Raw genomic sequence first — 12,263 nt, 5'->3', positions numbered from 1 at the left:
GGCGCGGACTGGGGGCCGGCGAGGGGCGGACCCGACTGCGGGGCGCCGAACGGTGGGCTCGACTGCGGCGCGCCGAACGGCGGGCTCGACTGCGGGGCGCCGAACGGCGGGCTCGACTGTGGCGCGTGCGGCGGGGCGGTGTTGAACGGCGGCGCCGGCTGCGCCGGGCCGTACGGGCCGGGCTGCTGCGGGTAGCTACCCTGCTGCTGCGGCGCGCCGGGGTACCCGCCCGGGGCGGGGTAGCCGCCGGACTGCTGCGGCCAGCCGGGCTGCGCCTGGCCGTAGACGCCGGGCTGCGGCTTCGGCTTCGCGACGTAGTAGAGGGTGCGCCAGATTTTGAAGACCACGAACGCGGCGACCGCGAAGACGGCCAGCCAGGCCACCCGGGTGAGCAGGCCGAGGAAGGCGTCCAGCACCTTGCCGTCGGCGAGCCGGCCGACCAGCCAGATCAGGAGGGTCAACGCGCCGAACACCGCGGCGACGGCGTACTCGACCAGCGCCACCTGGGTGATCAGCTTCGCCCTCGGCAGCACCGGGCGCACGTGGGTGGCGAGCAGCACGGCCAGCACCGGCAGGACGGTGGACTCCAGGCCGACGAAGGCGAAGAAGGTGCTCCCGGCCCGGCCGCTGAACGTGCTGTAGTCGTCGACCGGCACCAGCAGGCGCAGCAGGCCGACGAAGAGGAGCACGGCGTTCGCGCCGAGCAGGACGAGCGCGGCCAGTTCGCGCAGTGGCTTGGTCAACTGGCTGGCCTGCGTGGTGTCGCCGGACGCGGGCTCGGCGGGGCTGGTCACGGACTCCCCCTGGGGACGAAAACGGACAGTTGCCGGAGTGAGCGTAGTCTCTCCGGCCACCGGGCGATCGACGGCGGCGCGTGCGCAAGGATGGACGTCATGCGCATCGTGGTTCTGACCGGCGGCATCGGGGGCGCCCGGTTCCTGCTCGGCGTCCGGGCGTACGCCCGGGAGGTGGGGGCCGAGGTGACCGCCGTGGTCAACGTCGGCGACGATCTGCTGCTGCACGGGCTGAAGGTCTGCCCCGACCTGGACAGCGTCATGTACACGCTGGGCGGTGGCGCCGACCCGGGGCGGGGCTGGGGCCGGGTCGGCGAGACGTGGACGGTCAAGTCCGAGCTGGCCGCGTACGGCGCCGAGCCGGCCTGGTTCGGCCTGGGCGACAAGGATCTCGCCACCCATCTGGTGCGCACCACCATGCTCAACGCCGGTTACCCGCTGTCCCAGGTCACCGAGGCGCTGGCCACCCGCTGGCAGCCCGGCGTACGCCTGCTGCCGGCCACGGACGACCGGCTGGAGACGCATGTGGTGATCGACCTCGACGGCGGCCAGCGGGCGATCCACTTCCAGGAGTGGTGGGTCCGCCACCGGGCGGACGTGCCGACGCAGCGGTTCGTCTTCGTCGGGGCGGAGGCGGCGAAGCCCGCGCCCGGCGTCCTGGAGGCGATCGGGGCCGCCGACGTGGTGCTCGTCGCGCCCAGCAACCCGGTGGTGAGCATCGCGCCGATCCTGGCCGTGCCGGGGCTGCGCGACGCGATCGCCGAAGGGCCGGCCCCGGTCGTCGGGGTGTCCCCCATCATCGGCGGCGCGCCGGTCCGCGGCATGGCCGACCGCTGCCTGTCCGTGCTCGGCGTCGAGTGCAGCGCGGCCGGGGTGGGCGGCCTCTACGGCGCCCGCTCGGCCGGCGGCCTGCTCGACGGCTGGCTGGTCGCGCCCGAGGACGAGGGCACCGCGGTGCCGGACGTGACGGTGCGCCCGGCGCCGCTGCGGATGACCGACGAGACCGCGACGGTGGCGATGGTCCGCGCCGCGTTGGAGCTGATGTGAGGCTGGAGATCCTGCCGGTGCTCGGCATCGGCGACGTGACCGAGGGCGACGACCTGGCGGCCCTGATCGCCACCGCCGCGCCCTGGCTGCGCGACGGCGACGTGCTCGTGGTGACCAGCAAGGTCGTGTCGAAGGCGGAGGGTCGGCTGGTCGACGTGCCGGCCGACGGGCCCGACCGGCTCGCCGCGCGGGACGAGGTGCTGGCCGGGGAGACCGCCCGCGTGGTGGCCAGCCGCGGCGCCACCCGGATCGTGCAGACCCACCACGGGTTCGTCATGGCGTCCGCCGGCATCGACGCGTCCAACGTGGACAAGACCCGGCTCGTGCTGCTGCCCGAGGACCCGGACGCCTCCGCCCGCGCGCTGCGCGCCACGCTGCGCGAGCGCTACGACCTCGACGTGGCGGTCATCGTCAGCGACACCATGGGCCGGCCGTGGCGCAACGGTCTCACCGACGTGGCGCTCGGGGTGGCCGGCATGCCGGCGATCCGCGACCACCGGGGCGAGATCGACCCCTACGGCAACGAACTCCAGCTCACCCAGATGGCCGTGGTGGACGAGCTGGCCGCGGCCGGCGAGCTGATCAAGGGCAAGTGCGACCAGGTGCCGGTCGCGGTGATCCGCGGCTACCTGGGCGAGACCCGGGACGACGACGAGGGCGCCGGGGCGCTGATCCGGGACGCCTCGCTGGACCTGTTCTCCCTCGGCACCGCCGAGGCGCGCGCCGCCGGCCTGCGGGAGGCGGCCACCCTGGCCGACGGCCCCGGCCCGGCCCCGGCCGACCCGGCCGCCGTCGACCGGGCGATCGCCGCCGTCGCCGACGTGGTCGCGCCCGGCACCGTCCTCACCCACGTCACCGACGACGAGGTACGCGCCGGACTGGTCGCCACCGTGCCCGGCTGGCCGGCGCGGGCCACCGGCCTGGTCCTCGGCGCGCCGCCGGCCCCGGTCGATCCGGCGGACCTGGTCCGTTTCGGCGCCGACCTGCAACGGCTGCGCACGGCGCTGGCCGCCGAGGGCGTCCCGTCGGCGCTGCTCCCCCCGCCGCCGGGAAGCGCGGCCAGCGCCGTCCTGGCCGTCTGACCTCGCACTCAGGCGTCGAGGACGGCCCGGCCCAGCGGGGTCAGCGTGTGCAGGACCGTGTTGCGTTCGCGGTGGCTGACCAGCAGCCCGGCGTTGCGGAGCACGGTGGTGTGCTGGCTGGCCGCGGCGGCCGAGATGCGCAGCCGGCGGGCGACCTCGCCGGTGGTGCAGCCCTCGTCGGCGGCCTCCAGCACGGCCGCCCGGGTCCGCCCCAGCAGGGCGGCCAGCGCCTCCCGCTGCGCGGCGTCGGCGTCCCCGCCCGCCTCCGGCATGAGGCCGCCGAGCCGGTCGACGGGGTAGACCAGCACCGGTGGCAGGCTCGGGTCGAGGAGCGCGACCGGGGTGCGCGCGCAGAAGAACGAGGGGACGAGCAGTAACCCCCGGCCGTCGAGATGCAGCTCGCGGCTGTCCGGGTAGTCAAGAACCTCCAGCACCCCGTCGGCCCAGCGCATGCTCGGCCGCAGGCTGGCCAGCAGCCCCTCGGCGCCGCCGTCGAGCATGGCCCGGGCGCGGCGGGCCCGGTCCGCCTCCACGGCCGCCTGGATCCGCGACCAGTACGGCGTGACGGCCAGCGACTGGTAACGGACCATCGAGTCGGTCAGGTGGGTCAGCACCTCGGGCTCGCCGCGGGCCAGGGCACTCGCCGACGCCGGCAGCGCGTTCTCCTCGGCGAGGCGGGTGAGGTCGCGGCGGAGCAGATCGGCCGGAGTGCCGCGGACCGCCTCCAGCCCGGCGTCCAGGCCGTCCTTACTGGCGTACGGGGTGAGGAAGTCGGGGAAGTAGCCGCGGGGCGGGTTGAGCGCGAGCAGCAGGCAGTAGCGTTCGGCGGTGGTGTCCGTCCGCAGCCCGCGGGCCACGGTGCGTCGCCACTCGGTCAGGAGCGGGTCACGCCCGCGCCCCTGGAGCAGGTGCAGACTGAGGACCAGTTCCCAGACCGGGTCCGCGGCAGGGGCCACCCTGGTCCGGAGGATGTCCTCGCGGGAGAAAATGACCTTCAGCATGGAGCTCTCCCGGGCGGACAGAGGGAGTGCCCGCCACGTGGAGCACTGTACCCGCCGGTACTTATCTCCATCTTTAAGCGTGGGATGAAAAACCTCGACGGTGCCCGGCGGGGGTTGGCAGACTTCCTCTTGCCCACCCAGCCGGGGCACGGCATCGCCGAACCGGCTGTCGGTCAGCGGGCGCGCCGGTCGGCCGGACGGCACCACGAGGGTCTGCGGCTCTTCTCCGTAGAGGTGTCGTCCGGCGACCGCTCAGCCGACCCAGAGCGCCACCCGGTGGTCCTCGTCGGTGACGTACCAGCAGCGCCCGTCCAGCTCGGCCAGCCCCTCCACGTGGTGGAACGGCGCCAGCTCGGCCACCAGCTTCCCCGCCACCCGGGCGTCCGGGCCGACATCGTGCCGGAACCGGACGTGCCGCGAGGTCACCGGGCCGCCGTGCGGATGGTCGTCCAGCAGCACCGAGCCCTTGCCGACCGCGTCGATCGAGCCGATCACCGCCGCGTAGCCGCCGTCCGGCGTCGGCGCGACGGCCCGGAAGCCGGTCAGCGCGCCCGCCGGGGTCACCCCGGTCAAGGCGTACGCTCCGACGGCGCGCGGCCACCGCTCCGGCCGCGCCGGCTCGGCGCCACCGCCGGCGGCGAACATGTCGGCCACACCGGCCAGCTCGACGAGGATCGGCTCGCCCTCGGCGGTCACCGGGAAACGCAGCCCGAGCAGCACCGTCCCGGCCGGGGTGAAGGCCGCCCCCTCGACATTGACGGGCAGGTCGTCCTCGGCGAGCCGGCTCACCCAGCTCCTGGCCCGGGCGGCGCCCCGGTCCAGGGTCTCCACGATGAACCGCTGCCGGACCTGCTCCCCCGCCGGCAGCGGGGTCAGCGGCGCGGCGGCGAGCGCGTCGTTGATCGCCCGGTGCAGCCGGAACCGGTTGCGCACCACGTGCAGCGGCAGCGTCCCGCGGGCGGCGTCGTCCTCCCGGAACCGGGCCACGAACGCCCGGCGGGGGCGCAGCGGGCCGGCCTTCGAGCCGAAGTGCGAGCCGAAGACGTACACCCAGCCGTCGTGGTGGGCGAGCGCCTCGCCGTCCTCGGTGCGGCCGTTCTCCCGGCCGGCGTCGGCGGCCACGTGGTGCGCCACCCACTCGCCGTCGGCGCGTTCGAGCAGCAGCGCCAGGCACCGTTCCACCGGTCCCTCGTCGAGGACGGTCCAGAAGCCCCGGCGGGCGCCGTGGGCGCGCAGCAGCGCCGGGGAGCGGACGGGCAACAGGTCGCTGGCCTCGTTGCCGGCCACCACGAACTCGACGAGTCGGAGGGTCACCGGGCCAGGGTACGGAGGGCGCGCCCGTACAGTGGCGGGGTGCCGGACACCGAGACGTACGCCGACCTGCACGCCGACGCCACCGCCGTGCTGAGCCGCTGGGCGGCGACCAGCCCGGCGGCCGCCGCGAACCGGGACCGGACGCTGGCGCTGCTGGCGGCCGGGCCGGTGGCGATGAGCCGGGCACACCGGGCCGGGCACCTCACCGCCAGCGCGCTGGTGCTGGACGCGACGGGCGCCCGGGTGCTGCTCTGCCTGCACGGCAGGTTCCGCAAGTGGGTGCAGCTCGGCGGGCACTGCGAGCCCGGCGACCGGACCCTGGCGGCAGCCGCGTTGCGCGAGGCCACCGAGGAGTCCGGGATCGCCGGCCTGGTGATCGACCCGGAACCGATCGACGTGGACATCCACCCCGTGGCCTGCCAGGGCGGCTCGCTGCACTACGACGTCCGGTTCGCCGTGCTGGCGCCCGCCGGGGCGACCGAGCGGGTCAGCGCCGAGTCCGAGGCGCTGGGCTGGTTCCCGCCGGACCGGCTGCCCGAGCCACTGGCCGACGGGACCGTCCAGCTGGTGGCGCCGGGACTGGCCGCGCTGGCCCGGCGGGCCGCCGGCTGACCCGGCGCCCGGTCAGACCAGCCCCTCCTCGCCGCGCTCCTTGAGCTCGTCGACCACCTTCTTCACGTCCTGCGCGCGGTCGCGCGGGCAGACCAGCAGGGCGTCCGGGGTGTCCACCACGATCAGGTCGTGGACGCCGATCGCGGCCACCAGCCGGCCGGACTGCGGCACCACGACCAGGCCGCTGGTGTCCCGCAGCAGCACGCCGGGCTTGGCGTCGCCGCCCAGCACCACGTTGCCGGCGGCGTCCGCGGGGAGCACCTCGCCGAGGGTGTGGAAATCGCCCACGTCGTTCCAGCCGAAGTCACCCGGGACGGTCGCCACCCGGCCGGCGGTCGCCGCGCCCTCCATCACCGCGTAGTCGACGGAGATCTTCGGCAGGGTCGGCCAGACCGTGCCGAGGACGTCGTCCTGCTCCGGGGTGCCCCACGCCGCCGCGATCGCGGTGATCCCCGCGTGCAGGGCCGGCTGCTGCCGGGCCAGCTCGGTCAGGAAGACGTCCACCCGCCAGACGAACATGCTGGCGTTCCAGAGGTGCCGGCCGGAACGCACGTAGCCCTCGGCCACGTCGGCGGCCGGCTTCTCCTTGAACTCGATCACCGGGCGCAGCGGGCCGTCGCCCACCGGCTCGCCGGTCTCCAGGTAGCCGTAGCCCGTCTCGGGCCGGGTCGGGGTGATGCCCACCGTCATGAGCGAACCCTGCTCGGCGCCGCGGATCGCCTGCCGGACCACCTCGGCCCAGCGCGCCGGGTCACCGATGAGGTGGTCGGCGGCGAAGGAGCCCATCACCGCCTCCGGGTCACGCTCGGCGATCACCGCGGCGGCCAGCGCGATCGCGGCGCAGGAATCCCGTGGCGAGGGCTCGACCAGGATGTTCTCCTCCGGCACGCCCGCCAGTTGCCGCGCCACCGCCGCGACGTGCGCGGCCCCCGTGACCACCAGCGTGCGGTCCGGCGTGGTCAGCGACGACAGCCGGTCGACCGTCGCCTGGAGCAGCGAGGCCGGCGTGCCGGTCAGCGGGTGGAGGAACTTGGGGTGGCCGGCACGGGACAGCGGCCACAACCTCGTGCCACTGCCACCCGCCGGGATGACGGCGTAGAACATCAGCACATCATGCCCGAATCGCCGTGCTACGGGCCCCCGGTCGGGCGTACCCGCAGGCGACACTCAGGAACGCGCCCGACTCCACGCGGCGATGTGCACCTCCGCGCTGGACTCCCAGGTGAACTCCTTGGCCCGGTCGAAACCGGCCTTGGCCAGGGAGAGCCGGCGCTGCTCGTCGTCGAGCAGGGCGGTCAGGTCGGTGGCGATCTGGTCCGGGTCCTCGCTGGTGTAGGCCACGGCGTCGCCGCCCACCTCGGGCAGGGAGAGCCGCGGGGTGGTGAGCACCGGCGCGGCGCACGCCATCGCCTCCAGGATCGGCAGGCCGAAACCCTCCCCGTAGGACGGGTAGGCGGCGACCAGCGCGCCACCGAGGAAGCCGGGCAGGTCGCCGTAGCGCAGGTAGCCCGGGCGCAACAGCCGCAGGTGCGACGGCACCTCGGCCACCGCGCGGTCGATGTCGTCGTCATGCCCCTGGCCGCCGGCGATGACCAGCGCGGGCGGGTCCTCCCGGTCGGCCACCGCGCGGGCCCAGCCGCGGATCAGGTTGGGCACGTTCTTGCGCGGCTCCTTGGCGCCGAGGAACGCCACGTAGCTGCTGCCGCCCAGCCCGAGGCGGGCCCGGACCCGCGCCTTCTCCTCGTCGCCCGGGGCGTGGAAGGCGGCCTGGTCGACGCCGTGGTAGGCCACGTCGATCCGGGTCGGGTCGGCGTCCAGCAGGCGGATCAGCTCGTCGCGGGTGGCCTTGCTCGGCACGATCACCCGGTCGGCGCGGCGCAGCGAGGTCTTGATCGCGCTGCGGAAGAAGGTGCGGCGCGACTTGTCGTAGTGCTCCGGCTCGGTGAAGAAGGTCGCGTCGTGCACGGTGACCGTGACCGGGCAGCCGGCCCGCAGCGGGCACGTGTAGAACGGCGAGTGCAGCACCTCGGCGCCCACCTGCTGGGCCAGCAGCGGCAGGCCGGTCTGCTCCCAGGCGAGCCGGGCCGGCCGGTGGGCGACGGCCGCCGGGGCGGGGATCACCTCGGCGCCGGGCAGCATGCGGGTGTAGCGCTCCAGGTCGGTGCGAAGGCTCACCACGGCCAGGTCGACGCCGGAGCCGCAGACCCGGCCGAGGGCACCGAGCAGGCCGTCGACGTATCTACCGACGCCGCCACGGTCGGCGGGGACACTCGTGGCGTCGATGAGCACGCGGGGCGGGCGACCGGCGGTCACGGGGCGACTCCTCAGGCTGGCGCGTCTGTGGGGAACAACACTGTCGGCAAGCCTACGCCGGGCCGGGTGCCCGACGCTGACTGCGACCCGACGGTACGCCGACTTGCCGTTGTCATCGAGTACGCGTACCGGGCGCGTATCGTTCGCGCCGATGGCCGACAACATTGCCCGGGTGTTCGCCGACGCGATCGCGACCGACCCCGCCCGCCCGCTGCTGACCTGGTACGACGACGCCACCGGGGAGCGCACCGAACTCTCCGGGGCGACGCTGGCGAACTGGGTGGCCAAGACGGCCAACCTGCTCGTCGACGAGATCGCCCTCGCCCCCGGCGACACGGCCGCGGTGCTGCTGCCGCCGCACTGGCAGACCGCCGCCGTGCTGCTCGGCTGCTGGTCGGCGAAGGTGACCGTGGCCGAGGCCCCGGGCGACGTGGACGTGCTCTTCGCCGCCGCCGGCCGGGTCGACGAGGCGGGCGACTGGCCGGCCGGCGAGCGCTACGCGTTGGCCCTGGACCCGTTCGCGCTGCCGATGCGGGAGGTGCCGGCCGGCTTCGCCGACTTCGTCTCGGCGGTACGCGGGCACGGGGACCACTTCACCCCGTACCCCGACAGTGGCGAGGGGGACGCGGCGCTGCTGGCCCGCGCGGACGCCCGGGCCGCGGAGCTCTGCCTCACCCCCGGCGACCGGCTCCTCGTCGACGTGACCCGGCACCCCGACCCGGTCGACTGGCTGCTGGCCCCGCTCACGGCCGGCGCCACCCTGGTGGCCTGCGCCAACCTGGACCCGGCCCGCCTGGACTCCCGCACCGCGACGGAGAAGGTCACCCGGGCCCTCGCCTGACCGCGGTCAGGCCGGGGTCGCGTGGTCCGACCCGGCGCGGCGCTGGGCGAAGGCGGCGAAGGCGGTCAGCGACTCCGGGTTGGCCAGGGCGCCCTTGGCCGCGGCGTGGTCCACCGGGGTGCCGGTGAGGATCTTCTTGACCGGCACCTCCAGCTTCTTGGCCGACAGGGTGCGCGGCACCGCCCGGACCTGGTGGATCTCGTCGGGGACGTGCCGCGGCGACAGCGCGGTCCGCAGCTCCCGGCAGACCTTCTTCCGCAGCGCGTCGTCCAGCTCCAGGCCCTCGGCGAGCACCACGAAGAGCAGCAGCTCGCCGGCCCCGCCCTCGTCGTCCTCCAGGTGCACCACGACCGAGTCGACCACCTCGTCGAGCCCCTCGACCACCGAGTAGAACTCGGCCGTGCCGAGCCGGACGCCGCCCCGGTTGAGGGTGGCGTCGGAGCGGCCGGTGATCACGCAGCCGCCGCGCTCGTTGACGGTGATCCAGTCGCCGTGCCGCCAGACGCCCGGGTAGACCTCGAAGTACGCCTCCCGGTAGCGGGAGCCGTCGGTGTCGTTCCAGAAGCCCACCGGCATGCTCGGCATCGGCTCGGTGATCACCAGCTCGCCGAGCTGGCCGATCACCGGCGTGCCGTCGGCCGAGCGGGCCTCCACCTTCGCGCCGAGCGCCCGGCAGGTGATCTCCCCGGCGTGCACCGGCAGCAGCGGCACGCCGCCGACGAAGCCGGTGCAGACGTCCGTGCCGCCGGAGAGCGACTGGAGCTGGAGGCGGTCGCCCACGGTCTCGTAGACCCAGGTGAAGCCCTCGGCGGGCAGCGGGGCGCCGGTCGAGCCGATCCCGCGCAGCGCGGACAGGTCGGCGATCTCCTTCGGCACCAGCCCCGCCTTGCGGCAGGCCAGCAGGAACGGCGCCGACGTGCCGAAGTAGGTGGTGCCGGTCTCCGCCGCCAGCCGCCAGAGCGCGCCGAGGTCGGGGTGGCCCGGGTTGCCGTCGAACAGCACGATCGTCGCGCCCACCGCCGGCCCGGAGACCAGGAAGTTCCACATCATCCAGCCGGTGGTGGTGAACCAGAAGAACCGGTCGGCCGGGCCCAGGTCGTGGTGCAGGGCCAGCATCTTCAGGTGCTCCAGCAGGATGCCGCCGTGACCGTGCACGATCGGCTTGGGCAGGCCGGTGGTGCCGGAGGAGTAGAGCACGTAGAGCGGGTGGTCCACGGGCACCGGGGTGAAGGCCAGCGGCTCGTCGGTCTCCGCCGCCAGCTCCGACCAGGCGAGCGCGCCCTCCGGCGGCGTGCCGGCCGCGTCGAGGTACGGGACGGCGACGGTGTGCCGCAGGGACGGCAGGGCGGCCCGGATCGCGGCCACCTCGGCGCGCCGGTCGACCGGCTTGTCGCCATAGCGGTAGCCGTCGACCGCCACGAGCACCGTCGGCTCGATCTGCTGCCAGCGGTCGGTGACGCTGCGGGTGCCGAACTCGGGCGCGCAGGAGGAGAAGATCGCGCCCAGGCTGGCGGTGGCGAGCAGCAGGACGTAGGTCTCCGGGATGTTCGGCGCGTACGCCGCCACCCGGTCGCCCTCCCCCACGCCGAGCCGGCGCAGGCCGGCCGCCACCCGGCGGACCTGCTCACGCAGCTGCGCGGCGGTGAGCGTCTCCGGCGCGCGGGTCTGCCCGTGCGCGATCACCACCGGGTCGTCGTCGCCCCGGCCGGGCATCCGCAGCACGTTCTCGGCGTAGTTGAGGGTGGCGCCGGGGAACCACCGGGTGCCCGGCATGGTCCGGTCGGTGAGCGTGGCGGTGGGCGGGGTGTGCGCGACCACCTCGAAGTAGTCCCAGATCGACCGCCAGAAGGCGTCCAGGTCGGTCACCGACCACTGCCACAGCGCGTCGTAGTCGGCGAACTCCAGCCCCCGGTGCTCGGCCAGCCAGCGCAGGTAGTCGCCGACCCGGGACCGCTCACGCACGTCGGCCGGCGGCGTCCACAGCACGTCACCCACTGTTCCACCCTCCCTGAGGCCCGTCACCACACTGTGCATGGGCCGTGGCGCCATCTTGCCCTACCTCGCGAGGCCATTCTCCGCACCGGGTGCCGGTCACGGGGCGTGGCCGGCCCACACGCCCGGGCCCCGGCGTGTGTGGGCCGGCGTCCCTCAGCCGGCGCGGTGGGCCTGGATCGCCCGGCGGCGGGCCAGCCGGTGGGCGCGGCGGATCTCCGCCTCCCGGTAGCGCCGCTCGTCCTCCGCCGTCTCCGGCAGCACCGGCCGGACCGGCCGCGGCGCGCCGCCCACGTCCACCCCCACGAAGACCAGGTACGCCGTGGCGACCCGGACCGGCTCGTCCTCGGCCGAGTCCCAGCGCTCGGCGACCACCTTCACCCCGACCTCCATGGAGGTGTTGCCGGTCCAGTTGACCTGGGCGTGCGCGTGCACCAGGTCACCCACCCGGACCGGCTCGGAGAAGACGATCTCGTCGATCGAGGCGGTCACCGCGGTGCCGCCGCTGTGCCGGGCCGCCGCCGCGCCGGCCACGTCGTCGACGAACTTCATCAGTACCCCACCGTGAACGGTCCCGTACAGATTGACATCGACAGCGGTCATGATGCGACTCAGCGTGACGCGCGAGTACGAGGTCGGCTTGCCCGGAGGGGCGGAGGGGTGATCTGTCATGCCGGAAACGGTACGGTGCGCGGATGCGACATCTCTGGAGCTTCCTCGCCGGGTTGGTGGTGGCGCCCGTCACCTGGGTGCTCGTCACGCTCGGTCAGGACGGATCTGGGCGCACCGTGCACCGCTGGGTGGAGATCGGTACGTACAGCACGCCCAACCTGATCGAGCCGGCCGTGTACCTGGGCGTCGCCGGCATCCTGCTCGGCCTGCTCGGCACGCTGCGCTTCTCGCCGCTCGGCCCGGCCGTGGCCGGGCTGCTGCTCGTGGTCCCGTACCTCGGGCTGTTCGTCGCGCCCTTCACCGTCCGGGACCGGATCCCCGAGGACTGGAAGATGCTCGGGGACCCGCTGCCGCTGCGCCAGCCGCTGGAGAACGGCACGCTGTTCCTCATCGGCGTGCTGCTGCTGATGGCCGTGTTCAGCGGCCAGCGGTGGCGGCAGCGGCCGGGCGGACCGGCCGAGGCGGAGCTGACCCCGGCCGGCAAGCCCGTCGAGCACAACACCTCGCTCGGCGACTGGCCTCCGGCGGACCCGACGAAGGACCCGACGAAGGACGGCGACACGGCCCCGCTCACGCTGGCCTATCCCGACACCCC

Annotated in this window: 12 protein-coding genes; 5 read left to right on the top strand and 7 right to left on the bottom strand. The window is 74.7% G+C overall.

The genetic code is table 11. The annotated features are described in order from the left end of the window. Window positions 1-794: hypothetical protein (locus tag F8274_RS26460; RefSeq protein ID WP_151465075.1), on the bottom strand; the 794-nt coding region annotated here is incomplete at its 3' end. A 99-nt stretch (window positions 795-893) separates the two neighbouring features. Here F8274_RS26460 and cofD point away from each other — a divergent pair. Both cofD and F8274_RS26450 read left to right on the top strand, forming a co-directional pair. Continuing rightward, a complete protein-coding gene (cofD, locus tag F8274_RS26455) occupies window positions 894-1,841 on the top strand; it encodes a 2-phospho-L-lactate transferase (RefSeq protein WP_151465074.1) in 948 nt (315 codons plus the stop codon). Then, complete coding sequence (locus tag F8274_RS26450) at window positions 1,838-2,923, top strand: coenzyme F420-0:L-glutamate ligase (protein WP_151465073.1); 1,086 nt, start codon at window positions 1,838-1,840, stop codon at window positions 2,921-2,923. The genes cofD and F8274_RS26450 overlap by 4 nt, the downstream gene beginning before the upstream one ends. Before the next feature lie 8 nt (window positions 2,924-2,931). Here F8274_RS26450 and F8274_RS26445 read toward each other — a convergent pair whose 3' ends face one another. Further along, entirely contained in the window at window positions 2,932-3,924 is a 993-nt protein-coding gene (locus F8274_RS26445) for a helix-turn-helix transcriptional regulator (protein WP_151465072.1), read from the bottom strand. 252 nt (window positions 3,925-4,176) lie between these two features. Continuing rightward, on the bottom strand, window positions 4,177-5,238 hold the full coding sequence (locus F8274_RS26440; RefSeq protein ID WP_151465071.1) for a DUF4185 domain-containing protein: 1,062 nt from the start codon (window positions 5,236-5,238) through the stop codon (window positions 4,177-4,179). Window positions 5,239-5,277: 39 nt separating this feature from the next. Here F8274_RS26440 and F8274_RS26435 point away from each other — a divergent pair, with 39 nt between their 5' ends. Further along, window positions 5,278-5,850: an NUDIX hydrolase gene (locus tag F8274_RS26435; protein ID WP_151465070.1), complete on the top strand. Its 573-nt coding sequence runs from the start codon at window positions 5,278-5,280 to the stop codon at window positions 5,848-5,850. Between the two features lie 12 nt (window positions 5,851-5,862). Here the strand turns inward: F8274_RS26435 and F8274_RS26430 are convergent, their stop codons facing one another. Beyond that, the gene (locus F8274_RS26430) at window positions 5,863-6,954 is read right to left on the bottom strand and encodes a mannose-1-phosphate guanylyltransferase (RefSeq protein ID WP_151465069.1); all 1,092 of its coding nucleotides are present in this window, start codon (window positions 6,952-6,954) and stop codon (window positions 5,863-5,865) included. A 63-nt stretch (window positions 6,955-7,017) separates the two neighbouring features. Beyond that, window positions 7,018-8,163, bottom strand: coding sequence for a glycosyltransferase family 1 protein (locus F8274_RS26425; RefSeq protein WP_151465068.1), 1,146 nt, complete (start codon window positions 8,161-8,163; stop codon window positions 7,018-7,020). A 151-nt stretch (window positions 8,164-8,314) separates the two neighbouring features. Between F8274_RS26425 and F8274_RS26420 the strand changes: the two genes are divergently transcribed. After that, window positions 8,315-9,004, top strand: a complete 690-nt coding sequence (locus F8274_RS26420; protein WP_151465067.1) for a TIGR03089 family protein — start codon at window positions 8,315-8,317, stop codon at window positions 9,002-9,004. A gap of 6 nt (window positions 9,005-9,010) precedes the next feature. Here F8274_RS26420 and F8274_RS26415 read toward each other — a convergent pair whose 3' ends face one another. Both F8274_RS26415 and F8274_RS26410 read right to left on the bottom strand, forming a co-directional pair. Further along, complete coding sequence (locus F8274_RS26415) at window positions 9,011-10,999, bottom strand: acetoacetate--CoA ligase (protein ID WP_151465066.1); 1,989 nt, start codon at window positions 10,997-10,999, stop codon at window positions 9,011-9,013. Between the two features lie 153 nt (window positions 11,000-11,152). Continuing rightward, window positions 11,153-11,668, bottom strand: a complete 516-nt coding sequence (locus tag F8274_RS26410; RefSeq protein ID WP_151465065.1) for an acyl-CoA thioesterase — start codon at window positions 11,666-11,668, stop codon at window positions 11,153-11,155. A gap of 23 nt (window positions 11,669-11,691) precedes the next feature. On the opposite strand from F8274_RS26410, the gene F8274_RS26405 reads away from it, so the two are divergent. Continuing rightward, window positions 11,692-12,263: hypothetical protein (locus tag F8274_RS26405; protein WP_151465064.1), on the top strand; the 572-nt coding region annotated here is incomplete at its 3' end.

The sequence above is a fragment of the Micromonospora sp. AMSO31t genome (assembly GCF_008868175.1).
Classification (GTDB): Bacteria; Actinomycetota; Actinomycetes; order Mycobacteriales; family Micromonosporaceae; genus Micromonospora.
The sequence above is the reverse complement of the archived record's forward strand: the minus strand, read 5'-3'. Positions and strand labels throughout refer to the sequence as shown.

Bases quoted from the DNA above. Each gene is read 5' to 3' on its own strand.
- F8274_RS26430 (WP_151465069.1), bottom strand. From the start codon at position 6,954: ATGTTCTACGCCGTCATCCCGGCGGGTGGCAGTGGCACGAGGTTGTGG.
- F8274_RS26410 (WP_151465065.1), bottom strand. From the start codon at position 11,668: ATGACAGATCACCCCTCCGCCCCTCCGGGCAAGCCGACCTCGTACTCG.
- F8274_RS26445 (WP_151465072.1), bottom strand. From the start codon at position 3,924: ATGCTGAAGGTCATTTTCTCCCGCGAGGACATCCTCCGGACCAGGGTG.
- F8274_RS26420 (WP_151465067.1), top strand. From the start codon at position 8,315: ATGGCCGACAACATTGCCCGGGTGTTCGCCGACGCGATCGCGACCGAC.
- cofD (WP_151465074.1), top strand. From the start codon at position 894: ATGCGCATCGTGGTTCTGACCGGCGGCATCGGGGGCGCCCGGTTCCTG.